Genomic DNA, 19,461 nt, shown 5'->3' with positions numbered 1-19,461 from the left:
ATGTCGATTAGCGACGTACGGCAATCGCTTCGATTTCAATTTTTACATCTTTTGGCAAACGCGCCACCTCCACGCAGGAGCGAGCAGGGAAAGGTGCGCCGTGCTCGTTGAAAAAGGCTTCATAGGTGGCATTAACAGTGGCGAAGTCGTTAAGGTCTTTAACGAACACTGTGGTTTTCACAATGTCACTTACCTTCAGACCTGCGGCTTCCACAATGGCCTGCACATTTTCCAGTGACTGACGTGCCTGCGCAGCAACGCCATCAGCGACCGTGCCGGTTTTAGGATCGACCGGGATCTGACCGGAAGTTATGATCATACTCCCCAGATCGACGCCCTGAACATAGGGTCCGATAGCGGCAGGGGCATTTTCCGTGCTGATTTCGCGTGACATAAATTCTCCTGAGGTGTGGGATGCCAGGCGGACAGCCTGCCCGCCCTGTCGCTCTATTATAGGAAGATGGAAAGTGTTTACCAGTTCGCCAGCACCACCTGATGCGCAAATTCTTTTTCACAATATTTGCACTTCAGCTGAACGTTATCAGCGCGTTTTCTGACGGCAAAACTGGAGTAAACCGGCTCCGTGCGGCTGATGCAGTTGCCGTTCGGACAGGTCAGCACGCGCTCAATACGATCCGGCAGCACAGGAACGATCTTGGCGACCACTTCATAATCATCGATCCGGTTAACGGTAGCGTGCGGCGCATAGACTGCTAACTGATTGATCTGCTCGTCGGTGAGGAAAGTGTTTTCGATCTTGATTAAATCTTTACGGCCCAGCGCCCCGGAGGGCAGGTTAAGTCCGATGGTAATGCGCTGCTCGGTTTCCGTCAGGCGGAACAGCGTTAAAAGTTTAAAGCCCACCTGCGCCGGAATATGATCGATTACCGTGCCGCGTTTGATGGCTTCAACCTGCAATTTATCTTGCGTCATACTGTTTCCTCCTTACAGAACCGGATCGCTGTTAAGCACTAATGCCAGAAGCGCCTGACGCGCATAAATACCGTTGCCGGCCTGCTGGAAATACCAGGCGTAAGGCGTTTTATCCACGTCGATGGCGATCTCATCAACGCGCGGCAGCGGATGCAGCACTTTCATATTGTCGCGAGCGCCCTGCAAATCGGCGGCGCGCAGAACAAACTGCGCCTTCACGTTGGCATATTCCGAGGGATCGAGACGCTCTTTCTGTACACGCGTCATATAAAGAATATCCACCTGCGGCACCACCTCTTCAATACTGGCGTGGCGGCTCCAGGCAATGCCTTTTTCATCCAGCATATCGGTAATATAAGCGGGCATCGCCAGCGCCTCAGGCGCGATAAAGAAGAAGCGGTTGCCGTCAAATTTGGCCAGCGCCTGCGTCAGGGAATGCACGGTGCGGCCATATTTCAGGTCGCCGACCATCGCCACATTCAGATTGCTCAGGCGGCTTTGCGTTTCCTGAATAGTAAAGAGATCGAGCAGCGTTTGAGTGGGATGCTGATTCGCGCCGTCGCCCGCGTTCAGGATCGGAATCGCGCCGGAAAACTCGGTGGCGAGACGGGCCGCACCTTCCTGCGGATGACGCATCACAATCGCATCGACATAGGTACTGATAACGGAAATGGTATCGGCCAGCGTTTCGCCCTTTTTGCCCAGCGAGGTATTGCTGCTGTCGGAAAACCCGACCACCGCCGCGCCCAGCCGCTGTATGGCCGTTTCAAAAGAGAGGCGAGTGCGCGTAGAGGCTTCAAAGAAACAGCTGGCAATCACTTTATGCTTCAGCAGCTCTGGCTGTGGCCGGGCCTTCAGGCTGGCCGCCGCATGCAGCACCAGCTCCAGCTCCTCGCGGCTGAGATCGTTAATCGAAATTATATGCTTGTGATACAGCGGATTCATGCGTCACTCTCCTTTAGGCGTGCCGGATTAAGGACGAAAAAAAAAGCCCCTGCAATGAGGGGCTTTTTTACGATTGGTCGCTGACGGAAGGAAACAGGCGCGCCGCCTGCATTCAGGCGTGATTGAGCGATCGCTGTTTTATGGCTCAGTTGCATGCGTCCTCCCGACAAATTGTGGCGCATTATACGCATTCGGTTTGCAGCATCAAGTAAAAAACGCGCGCCGGGTAACCGTTTGCGTTACGCTAATTTACCCGGTTTCGCCAGCGTGGCGACCATCACCGCTTTAATGGTATGCAGCCGGTTTTCCGCCTGATCGAAAACGATGCTGTGCGCCGATTCAAATACCTCATTGGTGACTTCCATGCCGCCATGCAGATCGTATTGCTCGGCCATCTGTTTCCCCAGCGTGGTTTGGTCATCGTGCAGCGCGGGCAGGCAGTGAAGAAATTTCACCTTTTCATTACCGGTAAGCTGTAGCATCGCCATATTCACCTGATAATTACGCAGCAGGGCGATACGTTCCTGCCAGCGCTCTTTGGCTTCGCCCATTGAGACCCACACGTCGGTATAGATAAAGTCCGCCTGTTTGACCCCTTCAGCAATATCTTCCGTCAGGGTGATTTTTCCGCCGTTCAGCTTTGCCACCTCACGACATTCATTCACCAGATGCTCTTCCGGCCAACAGCTTTTCGGCGCTACCAGCCGCAGATCAATGCCCATCAGCGCTGCGGCTTCCATTAGGCTGTTGCCCATGTTATTGCGCGCATCGCCTGTATAGGTCAGCACCATTGCGCGTAATGATTTTTCCGGCAGGTGTTCCTGCATGGTTAACAGATCGGCCAGCAGCTGGGTAGGGTGGAACTCATCGGTCAGGCCGTTCCACACCGGCACGCCAGCATATTCGGCTAAGGTCTCTACGATCTGCTGACCGTGACCACGATACTGAATGCCGTCATACATGCGGCCCAGCACGCGTGCGGTATCCTTAATCGATTCCTTGTGGCCGATTTGGCTGCCGCTGGGCGCCAGATAGGTAACGCGGGCGCCCTGATCAAACGCGGCAACTTCGAAAGAGCATCGGGTACGGGTCGACTCTTTTTCGAAGATGAGCGCGATATTTTTGCCCTGCAGGTGCGGTACTTCCTCACCATTTTTTTTCGCGATTTTTAATTCAGCAGCGAGGGCCAGCAGCGCATTAATTTCTGCTGGGGTAAAATCGAGCAGCCTGAGGAAATGGCGTTGATAAAACTGACTCATACAGCACTCCTTGTTCTTTTAAATTGAATTAAAATTCAATTTAACCGTATGAATATGCATTTTCAACCCTGTGCGCAATAAACTTTTGCTTTTGTGTAGTGGCGCGGAGTGCAGTGTGGGAAAATAATCACATTGTCTGCCAAAACAGAGGAACCCATCATGGCATATGAAGAATTGCTGGAAGAGCAGCGCGAAGAGACGCGAGCGATTATCGAAGAGCTGCTGGAGGATGGCAGCGACCCCGATGCGCTTTACACCATTGAGCATCATCTTTCCTGCGACAGCTTCGAAGCGCTGGAAAAAGCAGCGGTAGACGCTTTCAAGCTGGGCTATGAAGTTACCGAGCCGGAAGAGCTGGAGCTGGAAGATGGTTCAACCGTTATGTGCGTTGATATCCTGAGCGAGCTGGCGCTTAAGCCTGAGCTGCTCGATGCGCAGGTTGAGCAACTGGTTAACCTGGCCGGCAAGCATAACGTTGATTATGACGGCTGGGGCACCTACTTCGAAGATCCGGATGCGGAAGATGAAGAAGAGGGTGATTACATTGACGAAGACGATGACGGTATCCGCCATTAATAGCCTGCCGCTTTAAATATTGATCCGGCGTGCCGTTAAGGCGCGCCTTTTAACCATAGCGATAGTATGAATTACGCCGATCTCCTTGCTCCCATTCACCAGTTTCTGCATTGCCGTACGCCGCAGGCGTGGATTGATGAAGCGCGCAAACCAGAAAACCTCCCCCTGCTGCTCACCGATCATATGGTTTGTGAACTGAAAGCGGCACAGACGGCCACCTGGCTGATTCGTAAATATGTTGCTGATAAGCCCAGCGGCGAGGCGATCCTTGCGTGGCTAAAGCCTTATGAAGCCTTTGTGCATCGCGAAGATCACGACAGCGGGTTTATTGAAGCGCATAAAAATTTGTCCAGGCGTATTATCACCCGTAACGATATCCCCTGGGGCGATGAGCTGCTGGATAAGATGATATTGCTGATTAAAGAAGAGCTGCACCATTTCTATCAGGTATGGGAAATCATGCAGGCACGCGGCATCGCTTATCAAAAGATCACTGCCAGCCGGTATGCCAAAGGCCTGCTGCGTGAAGTGATTACCCATGAACCGGAAACGCTGGTGGATAAGCTGATCTGCGGCGCTTATATTGAGGCACGCTCCTGCGAGCGGTTCGCCAGTCTGGCGCCCTGGCTGGACGAGGAACTGGCGAAATTTTACGTTTCACTGCTGCGTTCCGAGGCGCGTCATTATCAGGATTATCTGTCGCTGGCGGCACGTATCGCGCCTTTTGATATTGCCGGAAGGGTGCGTCAGATTGGCGAAGCCGAAGCGCGTCTGATTCAGGAACCGGATAACGAACTACGCTTTCACAGCGGCGTGCCGGCCTGGCGTATGATGTAGCTTGTGGTAGCTATTCGGCTCAGGAACAGCCATAAGCCATTGCGGCTGATTAACATCCATGCAGCCGCCCAAAAAACCGCCAGTACCAAAATGCCATTAATAGCAGGGCAAGCAGCGGCAAATAAAGCGCGCGCTGCTTTTTACGCAGGCTAAGCCAGAGTAATGGCGCGATAAGCAGAAGCGTTAACGGAGCGGTAAATGAACGGATATCGTCAACAACAAATGTTTTGTAAGCATCGCAAACCGTCTTGATTTCATCGCCATCGATATATTGCTCTTCTTTGAAATAAGAAAGATAAGCGATATTGAAAAAACAGAAGCTGCTATAAAACAACGTTAAGGCGAACATTTTCCAATTCATTTTTTTACTTCCAGTATTATTTCTAAGGTTTGCTTTTTTTCAAGAATTCTACGCCCATAAGAACTCCATGCGCGTGTGGCATGCCCTTTGGGTGCATGGATAGAATCAATGATATCTTGTTTGTCCCGGGATGTGCCCCGGTTATAACGTGAGCCAGCCAAAATTAATTGCTCATCATTTAGCGTTTCGGTATCAGCGTCTGGATAATCATATTTAATTAACTGTCGTAGATGTTGTGCAACTATACGTAAGTTAAACTCATTATTATACAAACATGTGGCTAGCTGAAACTGTTGAAGAGAACTAAGATTTTTAGGGTTTATGCCTAAGGTTTCCGCTACCGCCCTCAACTGAATTTCTACGGCACCAACTGAGACGGCGTTAGACCATTGGTTATCTTTTTTAAGTAAAAATTCTAATAATTGCCTGAATTGTAATACACCATAGCCTTTTAATCTTTCTGGTGTCCCGCCGACTTCAGCGATAGCAACGCCTGCCAACAATAAAGCCGGGATATGTTCTTCTTTTGCTATTTTAATTACTTTATCTTTATTATAAGTCAGGTAAGCCGCTTTATAGGCCCATAGGTAATTTTCCCCTGTAAGGAAGCGTTGGTTATTTGGAAGAAACCAAAAACGCATGAAGTCGACTCCGTTCCAATGGGGAAAACCTTCGTTATCAACTTTGCAAAACATATTCATGTCGCCTCTCCTGGCATTAATTCCATAGACTATATTTTACTTGCTGGTTAAAAAGTCGTCAATAACGAATCTATTAAAAAGGCGCTTACAGCGCCTTTAACATCCTTACTTCGCAGTCGTCGTGACCGTTGCAACCGAGCGGCCCGTAAATATACTAAAATTATAAATACGATAATAATGTAGGAATTAATAATACAAATCTAAACATGGTTAAAACAACACTATTACGATAAAGCGCAATACTGGCAAGTGTGGCAAGCTAAGCAATATATCGCATTTTTAATTGACAGCATCTATCTAAAGATGAGTATGATTTATAGACAGCAGACAAGGAGGTTTTTATGGGGATACAAAGAGGTGGGTTACGTTTAATGACACCTGGGGAAATTAATTTATCTCAGCAACTATATCATCATTCAATCCAATACAATAAGGTTTGGATACATCACGGGAGCTTTTTACCTTTTGGCATGCAAGAAAACAATACTGCGATGACGCCAACTGGTGAGATATGGTTTGAAACCAATGTATATTCAGATGATTACTCTTATAGTTCCATCGATTTACAACACCTTTTTATACATGAAATGATGCATGTCTGGCAAAAACAAAAGGGCATGTATGTGATAATGCGTGGGCTATTCTCATGGGCTGCTGATTACTCTTATGATTTGACAAAGCTCAGGCTGGCTGACTATTCAATGGAGCAACAGGCTGCTATCGTCGCTGATTACTGGTTGCTAACGTCACACGGGTTTAAAAATTATCCTTATATTGTAAAGTATAAAGGCCTTCATCAGAATGAAAACCATAATTCATTAATTTTGAAATATAAAAAAGTATTGGGAGGGTTTCCTTTTTGAGAAATTTTATTTTACTCGCTCTGTTTTTTTTAACATCCTGCGGTTCAGGGGACAGACTGCAATTTAGAAATCCTGGTAACGCAAGCATTACTTTAAATTCAGTGTGTATTAATGCACAGCCGGGTAAGGTGTTATCTTACTACTTGCTAAGCTCTTCCGTTAATCATTATAAAAAGCCTATTGCTACAGAAGATAATATAAAAAAATCTTATCCAGATACGTGTATTTCCACAAGCCTGCAATCAGATGCGAAATATACTCTTATTTATATTTTAGATAACGATAAGTACAGGCTGGAGTTTTCCGTTGATCGCCAGGGAAAGATTAGCCCGGGAGGAAGATAACTTAATCTTATCAGTGTCTTGATAAGATTTGTTTCCATAGTATAACGCTATGCTATAACGAGAATTCTTATATGTGTTAATTTCAACTTACTGCTTTTACCTGGTACTGTTACCAGGTACAGCTGTGTTCACCAGTGATGAACTCACTAAGACAAGCCAATAAAAGGCGCTTACAGCGCCTTTAACATCCTTACTTCGCAGTCGTCGTGACCGGTGCAACCGAGCGGCCCGTCAATATGTTGAAAACCCAGTTTTTCATATAACCGAATCGCCTGCGTCAGGCTGGCGGTGGTTTCCAGGTAGCAGCGCTTAAAGCCGTGCTCACGGGCGAAATCCATCGCCTGTAGCGCCAGACGGTGCGCCATGCCGCGACCGCGCAGCTGCGGCAGGAAATACATTTTTTGCAGTTCGCATATATCCGGCGCGCTGCACTGCAGCGGAGCCACGCCGCCGCCGCCCATAATCTTGCCATCCAGCTCGATAACCCAGTAGGCGCTATTCTCCGTGTTATACAGCTCAAATAGCCGATCCAGATTAGGATCGGAAACGGTATAGCCTTTATCAGCGGTCAGGCCGAACTCAGCGGATACGGTACGTATTACCTGCGCAATATGCGGGTTATCTGCTGCGGTAATCGGGCGGACGCGAAGCGAAGTGTCTGGGGCGATATTCATACGTCTGGCTCAGATTAAGAAAAGGAAAAAGAGTGTAATAACATCGCTTGCCGCCTGATGCAATGGCACAGGATGATGACATAAAAAAACCGTGGCCAGGTTGCCCTGCCACGGTTGTTTTTTACTTTAGCGGATTACAGCGCGGCGATAACGCTCTGCTGTTCAATCAGTTTGGCCTTGCCCTGTTCCAGCTCCGCCATACGATCGCGCTCTTTCGCAACCACCGCTTCCGGTGCGCGGGCAACGAAAGACTCGTTGGAAAGGCGAGCATTGATTTTTTCCATCTCGGCTTCCAGCTTCGCCAGCTCTTTGGCCAGACGATCCAGCTCCGCTTCCTTATCGACCAGACCCGCCATCGGGATCAGCAGTTCAGCGCCATCCACCAGCTTGGTGACGGAAAGCGGACCTTTCTCTCCCTGCGCCAGCACGGTAATGTCGCTTAAACGCGCCATCGCCTGCAGGAAGTTACGGTTCTCGCTCACGCGACGCTGAGCGTCGGCACTGGCACCGCGCAGCAGCAGCTCCAGTGGTTTACCCGGAGAGATATTCATCTCGGCGCGGATATTACGTACCGCTACAATCGCCTGCTTCAGCCATTCCGTATCGGCCAGCGCCGCATCGTCTGCCTGTGCCGCGTTATAAGCCGGGAAAGGCTGCAGCATAATGGTATCGTCGCTGATGCCTTTCAGCACTTTTACCCGCTGCCAGATGGTTTCAGTGATAAACGGAATAATCGGATGCGCCAGGCGCAGCAGCGCTTCCAGCACGCTAACCAGCGTATGACGCGTACCGCACAGCTCCGCTTCTGAACCGTTGTGCATCACCGGCTTGGTCAGCTCCAGATACCAGTCGCAGAACTGGTTCCAGGTGAACTCATACAGAATGTTCGCAGCGATATCGAAGCGATAGCTGTCCAGCGCTTCACGATAAGCTTTCACCGTGTTGTTGAACTCTGCCAGAATCCAGCGATCGGCCAGCGACAGCACCATTTCGCCGCCGTTCTGCCCGCAATCTTTCTCTTCGGTATTCATCAGCACAAAGCGGCTGGCGTTCCACAGCTTATTACAGAAGTTGCGGTAGCCTTCCAGACGCTTCATATCCCAGTTGATATCGCGACCGGTAGAGGCCAGCGCCGCCAGCGTAAAGCGCAGCGCATCGGTGCCCGCCGGCTCGATGCCGTTCGGGAACTGCTTCTCGGTGCGCTTGCGAATTTTTTCCGCCAGCTGCGGCTGCATCATGTTGCCGGTACGTTTTTCCAGCAGCGCCTCAAGCGAAATGCCATCCACCATATCCAGCGGATCGATGACGTTACCTTTCGATTTCGACATCTTCTGGCCTTCTTCATCGCGGATCAAACCGGTCATATAGACGGTTTTGAACGGCACCTGCGGCTTACCGTTTTCATCCTTCATAAAGTGCATGGTCAGCATGATCATGCGCGCAATCCAGAAGAAGATGATATCGAAGCCGCTGACCAGCACGCTGGTCGGGTGGAAGGTGCGCAGCGCGTCGGTATTCTCCGGCCAGCCAAGGGTAGAGAACGTCCAGAGACCGGAAGAGAACCAGGTATCCAGTACGTCATCGTCCTGATGCAGCGCAACGCTGGCATCCAGCTGGTTTTCCGCGCGCACTTCTTCTTCGCTGCGGCCAACATAAACGTTGCCCTGTGCGTCATACCAGGCAGGAATACGATGACCCCACCACAGCTGGCGAGAAATACACCAGTCCTGAATATCGCGCATCCAGGAGAAGTACATGTTTTCGTACTGCTTCGGTACAAACTGAATATCGCCGTTCTCAACCGCTTCAACCGCCACTTTTGCCAGCGGTGCGGTGCGCACGTACCATTGATCGGTCAGCATCGGCTCGATCACCACACCGCCGCGATCGCCGTAAGGCACGGTCAGGTCGTGAGCTTTAACCTCTTCCAGCAGGCCCAGCGCGTCAACGGCAGCGACGATCGCTTTACGCGCGGCAAAACGTTCCAGCTTCTGGAACTGTTCCGGCAGGGTCGTGGCGTAGACGTCAGTTTCTTCGCCGTTGGTATCGTAAACCTGGGCGCTTTCACGGATATCGCCATCAAAGGTCAGAATATTGATCATCGGCAGCTTATGACGACGGCCAACTTCATAGTCGTTGAAATCGTGCGCCGGGGTGATCTTCACGCAGCCGGTGCCTTTTTCCATATCGGCATGCTCATCGCCCAGAATCGGGATACGACGATCCACCAGCGGCAGCACGACATACTTACCGATCAGATCTTTATAACGCGGATCTTCCGGGTTAACCGCCACGCCGGTATCGCCCAGCAGGGTTTCCGGACGGGTCGTGGCAACCACCAGATAATCTTTACCATCAGCGGTTTTCGCGCCGTCCGCCAGCGGATAGCGGATATGCCACATGGAACCTTTGGTTTCACGGTTTTCCACTTCCAGATCGGAGATGGCGGTGCGCAGCTTCGGATCCCAGTTAACCAGGCGTTTGCCACGGTAGATCAGGTTCTCTTTATACAGGCGAACAAACACTTCTTTCACCGCATTAGAGAGACCTTCATCCATAGTGAAGCGCTCGCGCTCCCAGTCTACAGAGTTACCGAGGCGGCGCATCTGGTTAGTAATGGTGCCGCCAGATTCCGCTTTCCATTGCCACACCTTGTCAATAAAGGCATCGCGACCGTAATCCTGGCGTGTTTTTCCCTCTTCAGCGGCAATCTTGCGCTCCACAACCATTTGCGTGGCGATACCCGCGTGGTCGGTTCCGACCTGCCACAGGGTATTTTTTCCCTGCATGCGCTGATAACGCACCATAGTGTCCATGATGGTTTGCTGGAAGGCATGACCCATATGCAAGCTACCGGTGACGTTCGGCGGCGGGATCATGATGCAGAAGCTTTCCTGGCTGGTATCGCCATTCGGTTTAAAGTAGCCCTGCTTTTCCCAATGCTCGTAAAGCGGCTGTTCGATCTCTTGCGGATTATATGTCTTTTCCATTTCTGCTATGTCGTTTGCGGCTGTGGCGGGGTTGCCGTATTCAAGTGGAAGCCGACGCTGCGATAGGCTTTATAGCGTGCACGCGCCTGCTGTTTCAAAGATTCTTCGCTCGGAACAAAGTCTATCACTTCATGGAAAGCGGTGGCAAAATCTGCAAACTGCGGCAGCAGGCTGATCAGCAGATCGCGCGGCGCGTTGCCCCGGCGCTGCGGCCAGGCCAGCTCCACCGGCGCGCCATATTTCGGGCCTTCTCCGGCCAGATTATGCGGAACGAAGGCGTTGGCCGGACGTTGCCACAACGCCTCATCCAGGCGAATCGCCTGCTGTTCATCTTCACAGGCGATCAAAATGCGCTGGCCTTTACGCCAGTGTTCGGCAGCAAGGTCGCAGGTCAGCCGCTCAATGGCGTTCAGACCATCCGCGGCGGAGTCTTGGTCCGGAACCTGCTCCAGAAGATAGAACGTTGCGTTTTTCATGGTCTGGATTCTTTATGCGTGACAGAAAATTCTTGTTCCGGGCTTGGATGCCGGAAGAAAAAGCACTTTACCATAAGTGAGTGAGGATTTGCCCGCCTGGCACAGAGTGGCGTAAGGAAACCTGCGTCAGGCGATACAACGCGTGCGCCGGCAGGCAAAAAAATCCCCGGCTTAAGCGCCAGGGACTTTTTATCATGAGGAAGGCTTAATCGTCGCCGTTCAGTCCGGCGCGGTTCAACAGGAACTGCGACAGCAGGGCGACAGGACGACCGGTCGCACCTTTGGCTTTACCTGAGCGCCAGGCCGTGCCCGCGATATCCAGATGCGCCCAGTTATATTTGCGCGCAAAGCGAGCCAGGAAGCAGGCAGCGGTAATGGCTCCACCCGGACGGCCGCCAATATTTGCCATATCAGCGAAGTTGGATTCCAGCTGCTCCTGATACTCATCTGCCATCGGCAGACGCCAGGCACGGTCGCCCGCCTGCTCGGAAGCGCCGATCAGCTCGTGCGCCAACGGGTTATGGTTCGACAGCAAGCCGCTGATATGATGACCCAGCGCGATCACGCAGGCACCGGTCAGCGTGGCAACATCAATCACCACGTCCGGATCGAAACGCTCAACGTAGGTTAAGGCGTCGCACAGCACCAGACGGCCCTCGGCATCGGTATTCAGCACCTCTACCGTCTGTCCGGACATGGTGGTCAGCACATCACCCGGACGGAACGCCCGGCCGCCCGGCATGTTTTCACAACCGGCCAGCACGCCGACCACGTTCAGCGGCAGGTTCAGCTCCGCCACCATGCGCATCACGCCATAGACCGAAGCCGCGCCGCACATATCGTATTTCATCTCATCCATGCCTTCGGCAGGCTTGATGGAGATACCGCCGGAATCGAAAGTCAGCCCTTTACCCACCAGCACAATAGGTTTGCTTTCCGGGTCCGGACTGCCTTTATATTCAATCACCGACATCAGCGATTCATTCTGCGACCCCTGGCCGACCGCCAGATAGGCGTTCATGCCCAGCTCTTTCATCTGCTGTTCGCCGATAACGCGCGTGGTGATGTTGCTCCAGGCGTCCGCCAGCTGACGCGCCTGCGAAGCCAGATAGGCAGCGTTACAGATATTCGGTGGCATATTGCCAAGATCTTTTGCCGCTTTGATGCCGGCGGCAATTGCCAGGCCGTGCTGAATGGCGCGCTCGCCGCTGGTCAGCTCGCGGCGCGTAGGCACGTTAAACACCATTTTACGCAGCGGACGACGCGGTTCGACTTTATTGCTTTTCAACTGGTCGAAGCTGTAAAGGGTCTCTTTCGCCGTTTCCACCGCCTGGCGTACTTTCCAGTAAGTGTTGCGCCCTTTAACATGCAGTTCGGTCAGAAAGCAGACCGCTTCCATTGAGCCGGTATCATTCAGCGTATTAATGGTTTTTTGAATGACCTGCTTATACTGGCGCTCGTCCAGCTCTCGCTCTTTTCCACAGCCAATGAGCAAAATCCGCTCAGAAAGGATATTCGGCACATGATGCAGCAGCAGCGTTTGGCCCACTTTACCTTCCAGCTCGCCGCGGCGCAGCAGGGCGCTGATATAGCCATCGCTGATTTTATCCAGCTGTTCGGCGATTGGCGACAGACGGCGCGGCTCAAAGACGCCCACAACGATACAGGCACTACGCTGTTTCTCGGGGCTACCGCTTTTTACACTGAACTCCATGCACTCTCCTGAATCTTAAAGACAACGGCGCTGGCTGCGGCTAGAATGTACCGCTTCGTAACGTTTACGCCGTTGCGTACGACGCTCCTGGTAGCCAGGCGTCAGTTTGTGTTTCAGTGACATTGTTATTTTTGACGTCACCTGAACGCTTGTGTCATACAATAGATCTATGACAACGGCCATTGATGATGAGAAATGGCGAATAAGCGTTGAAACTATCGATTTTCCAGCAAAAAGACAAGTTTTCACAGGCATACGAAGCGTGATAATCATTAGATATCTGGTTCGGGAAACGCTCAAAAGCCAGCTGGCAATACTCTTTATCCTGCTGTTGATCTTCTTCTGTCAGAAGCTAGTCAGGATCCTGGGCGCTGCCGTGGATGGTGAGATCCCGACAAACTTAGTTCTTACCCTGTTAGGGCTCGGCGTGCCAGAAATGGCACAGCTTATACTGCCGCTCAGCCTGTTCCTGGCCATCCTGATGACGCTGGGGCGGCTGTATACCGAAAGCGAAATCACCGTGATGCACGCCTGCGGCTTAAGCAAGGCGGTGCTGGTCAAAGCGGCGATGGTGCTGATGCTGCTAACGGCGGCGGTGGCGGCAGTCAACGTTGTCTGGCTTGGCCCCTGGTCATCGCGCTATCAAAGCGAGGTGACGCAGAATGCGAAAGCTAATCCTGGCGCTGCGGCGCTGGCGGCGGGGAAATTCCAGCCCTCCAGCGACGGCAATAGCGTTCTCTTTATTGAAGATGTGAAAGGCAATCAGTTCGGTCACGTTTTCCTGGCGCAGCTGCGTCCGAAAGGCAATGCGCGCCCGTCCGTTGTAATGGCGGATAGCGGCTATATGGAGCAGCGTCCGGACGGTTCGCAGGTGGTCACGCTGGATAAAGGCACCCGCTTTGAGGGCACCGCGCTGCTGCGTGATTTCCGCATTACGGATTTCACGCACTATCAGGCGATTGTCGGCTATAAAACCGCCACGCTCGATCCTAACGACGCCGAACAGGCGGAGTTTAAGGATCTGTTCGGCAACAGATCGCCGGAGTTCCGCTCTGAGCTGCACTGGCGTTTAACGCTGATATTTGCCGTGCTGGCGATGGCGCTGATGGTGGTACCGCTTAGCGTGGTAAACCCACGTCAGGGACGCGTGCTTTCCATGTTACCGGCTATGCTGCTCTATTTAATCTTCTTCCTGTTACAAAGCTCGCTAAAATCAAACGGCGCGAAGGGACGGCTCGATCCGGCAATCTGGATGTGGGCGGTTAACCTGAGCTATCTGGCGCTGGCGATTGTTCTGAACGTGTGGGATACGGTGCCGATGCGCCGTCTGCGCGCCCGCTTTACGCGTGGAGGCTCAATCTGATGTTTGGCGTATTAGACCGCTATATCGGTAAAACGATCTTTAACACCATTATGCTGACGCTTTTTATGCTGGTATCGCTTTCCGGCATTATTAAGTTTGTCGATCAGCTGCGCAAAACCGGGCAGGGCGCCTACACAGCGTTGGATGCAGGCTATTACGCGCTGCTCAGCGTGCCAAAGGATATCGAGACATTCTTTCCGATGGCCGCGCTGCTTGGCGCGTTGCTGGGCCTTGGCACCCTGGCGCAGCGCAGTGAGCTGGTGGTGATGCAAGCCTCTGGTTTTACCCGTCTGCAAATCGCGCTGTCGGTGATGAAAACTGCTATTCCGCTGGTGCTGCTCACCATGGCGATCGGTGAGTTTGTTGCGCCGCAGGGCGAGCAGATGGCGCGTAACTTCCGTGCGCAACAGCTGCTCGGCGGCTCGCTGCTCTCTACCCATTCCGGCCTCTGGGCAAAAGATGGCAATAGCTTTATCTATATAGAGCGCCTGAAGGGCAATAATGAACTTGATGGCGTCAGTATCTACAACTTTAACGATCAGCGGCGGTTGGTGAGTGTACGCTATGCCGCTACCGCTACCTGGGATAAAGAGCAGCGGCGCTGGAATCTGGGGCAGGTGGATGAGTCCAATCTGACCGATGCCAAACAGATCACCGGCAAGCAGAGCATTAACGGCCAGTGGAAAACCAATCTGACGCCGGACAAACTTGGCGTGGTGGCACTGGACCCGGATGCGCTGTCGATCCGTGGGCTGTATAACTACTCTAAATATCTGGTGCAGAGCGGTCAGGAGTCAGGACGCTATCGGCTTAATATGTGGGGCAAGATTTTCCAGCCGCTGTCGGTGGCAGTAATGATGCTGATGGCGCTGTCGTTTATCTTTGGCCCGCTGCGTAGCGTATCGATGGGCGTGCGTGTGGTCACCGGTATCAGCTTTGGCTTTCTGTTCTATGTGCTGGATCAGATTTTTGGTCCGCTCAGCCTGGTATATGGCTTACCGCCGATTTTGGGCGCGGTGCTGCCCAGCGCGGCCTTCTTTGCTATCAGTGTCTGGATGCTGATGAAGCGACGTTAAGCTTCTGGTGCGGCAGATGACTGCCGCACCGGCTTAGCAGCCTGACGGGCTGCTGTTTTCTTGCACGACCTTTCTACCCTGTTTACGCTGCTTCCTGCTTCCTGCTTCCTGCTTCCTGCTTCCTGCTTCCTGCTTCCTGCTTTCTTATTTCTCTGTTCTTTGCTGTGATTTTATTTTTATAAATATTAACTGGGGTCATGACTTTTAATTTTTGCAAATTTATTTTATTGCGAAATATCTGATTTTTTGCCTGCTCATAATTTATTACGGCCCTGATAAGGTAAATGTAAATAGTCTCGTGATTTTTTTTCTCGACGCGTCACGCTTGTTTAATTTGCTGCATTTATAACAAGTTAGGCGCTAAAGAAAATCTGGCGCGGATAAAAGGAAAAACAAAAAGGCCGTTAAGCCAGAAAAAGCGGCAATAATCAGGGCCGTTTACCCGCTCATTATTAACAGGATTTATATTTCTTAACAATTTGCCGTGCTCGATTATTACATAAGCTCCCGTTTGGTCTATGCTTTATAACTATTACGGTAAGTTATCGGAAACGTTCGATAATCGATGCATATTCTGAACGGCGCTATTTTATGGAGGGCGAGTAATGACGAAGAAAATTGCGCCGCATGAGAAAGTAACGGAACAGCATGAAGCCATTCCGTTAGCAGAAGAGCAGGCGGAGGTAAGCACGCAGCGCGTGGTTGACCGTCGCATCCGTATTAGCCGCTCCACGACAACGGCAGAGAAGCTGTTAGAAACCGAGCTCTGGCATGAAGAAGTTAAGATAGAACACATCGAAAAAAATGAACCGGTGGAGGAAGGCTATTTCCCACAGGTTCGTCAGGAAGGCGATGTGTTAATTGTGCCGGTAATTGAAGAGCAGGTGGAAATTATTCGTCACTATATATTGAAAGAAGAAGTACATATTCACAAGCTGAAGAAAAGCGAACAGTTTCAGCAAAAAGTGACATTACGTAGCCAGGAGATAGAGATCAACAAGGAAGATACTTAACCGTCAACCTAAGCACGAGGAGACTATTATATGGCACACGAAAAAATCGTAACTGCTTTTAATCAGATACAGCAGGCGCAAGTGGCTAAAGAAAAACTAATTGCCGAAGGTATTGCGGAAAATCATATTGATATTATTTCAGGTGAAAGATTACGCGTAGAAGGTAAAGAGATCCGTCATCCAAGCTTCTGGCAGCGCCTGTTTGGCGATGATGTTGATGATGATTACGCCACTGAATATAACAAAGCAATTCAGGGCGGCGGCGTGCTGCTGACCGTACGCGCACCGAAAGAAGATGCCGACCGTGTTGAAGCGCTGCTGGATCAATATTCCACCGATTACTCCGCCTCTTATAATCGTTCTGGCGTTGCAGACACCACTGGCGCTCATCGTGAACACCTGGGTGAAACCAACGATCTTACCGGGCGCACCACCTCCGCAGGCTTTACTGCCGGTGCCAGCGGCGTAACCGGCAACAACAATCCGACATCAGGCGTGCCGGGCACACTGGATGATAAAAACACCACCGCAGGTAAAACGGGCGCAACCGATCTGGTTAATGATGCCACCACCAGCGGTGTGGTAACCGGTACCGGTACTGGCGCGACAGGCGCTGCGGCAACCGGCATTGCAGGCACCACCGCCGGCGCAACGCTTACCGGCAGCGAGAACGCTGAAGCGCTGAAGCTGGCTGAAGAAGAAGTGGCTATTGGTAAACGTCAGGTCAGCGATGGCGTGGTACGTCTGCGTCGTTATACCGTTGAAGATGAAGTTGCTGAAGACGTATCGCTGTTTGAACAGCACGCCGACGTTTTCCGTACCGCTGTTGATGAACCCGCTTATCTGAGCGACGTTGACTGGTCCGATAAAACCATTGAAGTGGAAGAGTCCCACGAGATCCCAACGGTAAGCAAAACTGCACGCATTAAAGAAGAGGTGGGTGTACGTAACGAAACCTCAGAACGTGTAGAAACGGTGAAAGATACCGTTCGCCGTCAGGAAGTGGAAGTAGAGCAGACCGGCGCTACCGGCCTGGAGAAAGATAAACTGACGGGTACCACCGGCCTGCATCAGGATCCTCTGACCGGCACCACCGGCCTGGAGAAAGATAACCTGACCGGTACCGGCAGCGATCTTGAAAAAGATCGTCTTACCGGCCTGAAGAAGTAATCAGTGACTCTGGCCCGCGCTGAGCATTTGCCACAGCGCGGGCAGCTGCGTTATTAACCACAGCAGCAGCCCTATACAGCCTCCCACCAGCGTGCCGTTGATACGAATAAACTGTAAATCCTTCCCGATATTCAACTCGATCTGTTGCGACATCTCACGCGCATCCCAGCTTTTTACCGTGTCGCTGATATGACGCGTCAGGAATGCGGCGAAGTCGGGCGCAACGGTACGCGCCGCCTGTTCCATATGCTGATTCAGCGAAGAGCGTAGCGCGCTGTCATTCACCAGCGTTTCACCCAGCCACAAACCCGCTTCCGCCACGCGCTGTCGCACGCGCGAATCTTCAGCATTCAGATCCGCTTTCAGCCATTCACGTAAATCGCCCCACAGTTCACCGATGTAGCGGTTCAGCGCTTCATCTTCCTTCAGATAACCTTTGATGGTTTCTGCGCGCTCCGCCATATCAGGATCGTTTTTCAGCCGGGAAATCAGTTTTTCCACCGCACGATTAAAGCCCATACGCAGCTCATGACCTTGATCCTGGCTGACATCATCAAGCAGTGAATTCACCGCGCTGGAGACCAGTTCAGCGCTATGCTCGCCCAGCCACTCGGTTGGCAGCATTTTGGCTTTAATCGGATGCTCGCGCTTCAGCCAGCGCACGATTTGTATGGCGATAAAGTCGCGCGTGCTTTCGCGATTGATCAGGCGCAGCAGCTGTTCCACGGCGGCATCCAGTAGCGCCTGATGGCGATTATTTTTGGTCAGGCTTTCCAGCAGCAGGGCGCTTGACTGCGTCAGGTCAACTTTATCGATCGCTTTATGTACGGCGCGGCGAATAAAGTGCTGAATACGCGTATCGTCGGTAAGATCCAGAAATCCGCGCATCAGCTGCAGCAGGTGTTGCCCCAGCCGTTGCGCATTATCCGGCGCGCTCAGCCAGTTGCCGATCAGCTGTGCCGGATCGTGCCGACGAATCAGCGCCAGCAGCGACTCCGCATCAAGAAATTTTTCCTGTACGAAGCGGCCCAGATTTTCGCCGATGCGATCTTTATTACGGGGGATGATAGCCGTATGACGAGAGATAAAGGGCACCGGAACGCGCCTAAACAGCGCAACCACGGCAAACCAGTCGGCGAGTGCCCCAACCATTGCGGCTTCCGCTACCGCTTTCAAACCGCTCACCCACAGCCGGGGCGGCATAAACAGCGTAGCAATAAAGGTGGCTGCCGCCATCAGCAGCAGTGAAAGCGCCAGGCGCTTGGCTCGTTTAAGTTCGTTTATTTTCTGCATGCTACCAGCATAGCGTAGCGCGTTAAGAAAATCGTGCCTCACTGATTAAACGCCGTCCATAAGGCAAACAGGCTTAACAGCAGCGCCATCCACAGCACTAAAAACAGGCTCAGGCTGCCTTTTCTGTTGAGCGGGATATCATCCTGTTGTTCCAGCACTAAATGAGGCGACGTGGTGAGAAAGTTTTTATCCGCCACCGTCTCAACTTTCGCTGAAAGAGTAATTCCTTTTTTGGGCACGGTGATAATAATATTTTCATCAATACCGACGCGCTTTAATGTTTTCCGCAGAATAGAGATATTTTGATAAAGCGTATTGACGGTGACTTCCATTCCATGTTTACGCCAGACTTCATTCATGAAATCCTCCTGCGTAATAACGCTCCCTTTTCTCTCAATTAATAATGACAAGCAGCGGCTGGTTGGCTGATTAAGCCTGGTATCCTTTTCAGGATAGAATTTACTTGAGGTTAAAGTATGTTTTAATGGATCGAAGATAACGTTATTATTAATGCAGTAGAGCATGGTTAATCCCTCAGTAACCTAATCCATGAGTAACAACACGCAACGAGTGAATAGAGCGTCAAGCTAACATAACGCTGTTTTTCATTCAAACCCCTTACCAGACGCAGAGTGAATTAAAAGGATGCATAATCTTATTTTTCATATTTTTTAAATATTTCAATTTTTAATTACCTATTCACTTTGATTTAATTTTTTGATTTTAATCATTTTTAGTTGCTGATTCAGCCTGATGTCGCGCTGTTGTTTTCTTATATTATGAAGTTTTTTTTCGCTTTCCTGAATTATGCATTCTTCACTTTCCATTTTCCGGTTTTCTTGTAGTTTTGCTGTTGCTGGGCAATTCACCTGC

General features: G+C 51.3%; 21 protein-coding genes. 8 read left to right on the top strand and 13 right to left on the bottom strand.

What is annotated here, in order from left to right:
- Window positions 1-7: 7 nt before the first annotated feature.
- The 5 genes from ridA to argF all read right to left on the bottom strand — a co-directional run bounded on the left by ridA (window position 8) and on the right by argF (window position 3,137).
- Window positions 8-394 (bottom strand): 2-iminobutanoate/2-iminopropanoate deaminase, encoded by a 387-nt coding sequence (gene ridA, locus ACQE3Z_RS17870; protein WP_426974837.1) that lies wholly within the window; start codon window positions 392-394, stop codon window positions 8-10.
- A gap of 77 nt (window positions 395-471) precedes the next feature.
- The gene (gene pyrI / locus ACQE3Z_RS17865) at window positions 472-933 is read right to left on the bottom strand and encodes an aspartate carbamoyltransferase regulatory subunit (protein WP_085068253.1); all 462 of its coding nucleotides are present in this window, start codon (window positions 931-933) and stop codon (window positions 472-474) included.
- Between the two features lie 12 nt (window positions 934-945).
- Window positions 946-1,878, bottom strand: a complete 933-nt coding sequence (pyrB, locus tag ACQE3Z_RS17860; protein WP_426974836.1) for an aspartate carbamoyltransferase — start codon at window positions 1,876-1,878, stop codon at window positions 946-948.
- Window positions 1,875-2,033 (bottom strand): hypothetical protein, encoded by a 159-nt coding sequence (locus tag ACQE3Z_RS17855; protein ID WP_426974835.1) that lies wholly within the window; start codon window positions 2,031-2,033, stop codon window positions 1,875-1,877. The genes pyrB and ACQE3Z_RS17855 overlap by 4 nt, the downstream gene beginning before the upstream one ends.
- Before the next feature lie 84 nt (window positions 2,034-2,117).
- Window positions 2,118-3,137, bottom strand: a complete 1,020-nt coding sequence (gene argF / locus ACQE3Z_RS17850) for an ornithine carbamoyltransferase (RefSeq protein ID WP_426974834.1) — start codon at window positions 3,135-3,137, stop codon at window positions 2,118-2,120.
- 159 nt (window positions 3,138-3,296) lie between these two features.
- On the opposite strand from argF, the gene rraB reads away from it, so the two are divergent.
- Both rraB and miaE read left to right on the top strand, forming a co-directional pair.
- On the top strand, window positions 3,297-3,713 hold the full coding sequence (gene rraB / locus ACQE3Z_RS17845; RefSeq protein WP_085068248.1) for a ribonuclease E inhibitor RraB: 417 nt from the start codon (window positions 3,297-3,299) through the stop codon (window positions 3,711-3,713).
- Between the two features lie 66 nt (window positions 3,714-3,779).
- On the top strand, window positions 3,780-4,550 hold the full coding sequence (miaE, locus tag ACQE3Z_RS17840) for a tRNA isopentenyl-2-thiomethyl-A-37 hydroxylase MiaE (protein ID WP_426974833.1): 771 nt from the start codon (window positions 3,780-3,782) through the stop codon (window positions 4,548-4,550).
- A gap of 49 nt (window positions 4,551-4,599) precedes the next feature.
- Here the strand turns inward: miaE and ACQE3Z_RS17835 are convergent, their stop codons facing one another.
- Together ACQE3Z_RS17835 and ACQE3Z_RS17830 are read right to left on the bottom strand one after the other, a co-directional pair.
- Window positions 4,600-4,911 carry a DUF2645 family protein gene (locus ACQE3Z_RS17835; RefSeq protein WP_250651630.1) on the bottom strand — a complete coding sequence of 104 codons (312 nt, stop codon included), beginning with the start codon at window positions 4,909-4,911 and terminating at the stop codon, window positions 4,600-4,602.
- The gene (locus ACQE3Z_RS17830; RefSeq protein ID WP_426974832.1) at window positions 4,908-5,612 is read right to left on the bottom strand and encodes a hypothetical protein; all 705 of its coding nucleotides are present in this window, start codon (window positions 5,610-5,612) and stop codon (window positions 4,908-4,910) included. The genes ACQE3Z_RS17835 and ACQE3Z_RS17830 overlap by 4 nt, the downstream gene beginning before the upstream one ends.
- Before the next feature lie 341 nt (window positions 5,613-5,953).
- Between ACQE3Z_RS17830 and ACQE3Z_RS17825 the strand changes: the two genes are divergently transcribed.
- Together ACQE3Z_RS17825 and ACQE3Z_RS17820 are read left to right on the top strand one after the other, a co-directional pair.
- Window positions 5,954-6,475 carry a type IV secretion protein Rhs gene (locus tag ACQE3Z_RS17825; protein ID WP_426974831.1) on the top strand — a complete coding sequence of 174 codons (522 nt, stop codon included), beginning with the start codon at window positions 5,954-5,956 and terminating at the stop codon, window positions 6,473-6,475.
- Window positions 6,472-6,819 (top strand): putative T6SS immunity periplasmic lipoprotein, encoded by a 348-nt coding sequence (locus tag ACQE3Z_RS17820; RefSeq protein ID WP_426974830.1) that lies wholly within the window; start codon window positions 6,472-6,474, stop codon window positions 6,817-6,819. The genes ACQE3Z_RS17825 and ACQE3Z_RS17820 overlap by 4 nt, the downstream gene beginning before the upstream one ends.
- Window positions 6,820-6,989: 170 nt before the next feature.
- Here ACQE3Z_RS17820 and ACQE3Z_RS17815 read toward each other — a convergent pair whose 3' ends face one another.
- From ACQE3Z_RS17815 to pepA, 4 genes are all read right to left on the bottom strand, one after another.
- Window positions 6,990-7,493: a GNAT family N-acetyltransferase gene (locus ACQE3Z_RS17815; protein ID WP_250651634.1), complete on the bottom strand. Its 504-nt coding sequence runs from the start codon at window positions 7,491-7,493 to the stop codon at window positions 6,990-6,992.
- A gap of 134 nt (window positions 7,494-7,627) precedes the next feature.
- A complete protein-coding gene (locus tag ACQE3Z_RS17810; RefSeq protein WP_426974829.1) occupies window positions 7,628-10,483 on the bottom strand; it encodes a valine--tRNA ligase in 2,856 nt (951 codons plus the stop codon).
- Between the two features lie 5 nt (window positions 10,484-10,488).
- Window positions 10,489-10,959: a DNA polymerase III subunit chi gene (locus tag ACQE3Z_RS17805; RefSeq protein WP_250651636.1), complete on the bottom strand. Its 471-nt coding sequence runs from the start codon at window positions 10,957-10,959 to the stop codon at window positions 10,489-10,491.
- Window positions 10,960-11,164: 205 nt separating this feature from the next.
- On the bottom strand, window positions 11,165-12,673 hold the full coding sequence (gene pepA, locus ACQE3Z_RS17800) for a leucyl aminopeptidase (RefSeq protein ID WP_085068239.1): 1,509 nt from the start codon (window positions 12,671-12,673) through the stop codon (window positions 11,165-11,167).
- Window positions 12,674-12,935: 262 nt separating this feature from the next.
- Between pepA and lptF the strand changes: the two genes are divergently transcribed.
- From lptF to ACQE3Z_RS17780, 4 genes are all read left to right on the top strand, one after another.
- Entirely contained in the window at window positions 12,936-14,036 is a 1,101-nt protein-coding gene (gene lptF / locus ACQE3Z_RS17795; RefSeq protein ID WP_426974828.1) for an LPS export ABC transporter permease LptF, read from the top strand.
- Entirely contained in the window at window positions 14,036-15,112 is a 1,077-nt protein-coding gene (gene lptG, locus ACQE3Z_RS17790) for an LPS export ABC transporter permease LptG (protein ID WP_426974827.1), read from the top strand. The genes lptF and lptG overlap by 1 nt, the downstream gene beginning before the upstream one ends.
- 605 nt (window positions 15,113-15,717) lie before the next feature.
- On the top strand, window positions 15,718-16,125 hold the full coding sequence (locus ACQE3Z_RS17785; RefSeq protein WP_426974826.1) for a YsnF/AvaK domain-containing protein: 408 nt from the start codon (window positions 15,718-15,720) through the stop codon (window positions 16,123-16,125).
- Window positions 16,126-16,155: 30 nt separating this feature from the next.
- Window positions 16,156-17,295 (top strand): YsnF/AvaK domain-containing protein, encoded by a 1,140-nt coding sequence (locus ACQE3Z_RS17780; protein WP_426974825.1) that lies wholly within the window; start codon window positions 16,156-16,158, stop codon window positions 17,293-17,295.
- On the opposite strand, the gene ACQE3Z_RS17775 is transcribed toward ACQE3Z_RS17780, so the two are convergent.
- Window positions 17,296-18,588: a DUF445 domain-containing protein gene (locus ACQE3Z_RS17775; protein WP_426974824.1), complete on the bottom strand. Its 1,293-nt coding sequence runs from the start codon at window positions 18,586-18,588 to the stop codon at window positions 17,296-17,298.
- Window positions 18,589-18,626: 38 nt separating this feature from the next.
- The gene (locus ACQE3Z_RS17770; RefSeq protein WP_426974823.1) at window positions 18,627-19,112 is read right to left on the bottom strand and encodes a winged helix-turn-helix domain-containing protein; all 486 of its coding nucleotides are present in this window, start codon (window positions 19,110-19,112) and stop codon (window positions 18,627-18,629) included.
- Window positions 19,113-19,461 lie beyond the last annotated feature (349 nt).

The organism is Pantoea sp. FN0307 (genome assembly GCF_050113815.1).
In the GTDB taxonomy this organism is placed as follows: Bacteria; Pseudomonadota; Gammaproteobacteria; order Enterobacterales; family Enterobacteriaceae; genus Mixta; species Mixta alhagi.
The sequence above is the reverse complement of the archived record's forward strand: the minus strand, read 5'-3'. Positions and strand labels throughout refer to the sequence as shown.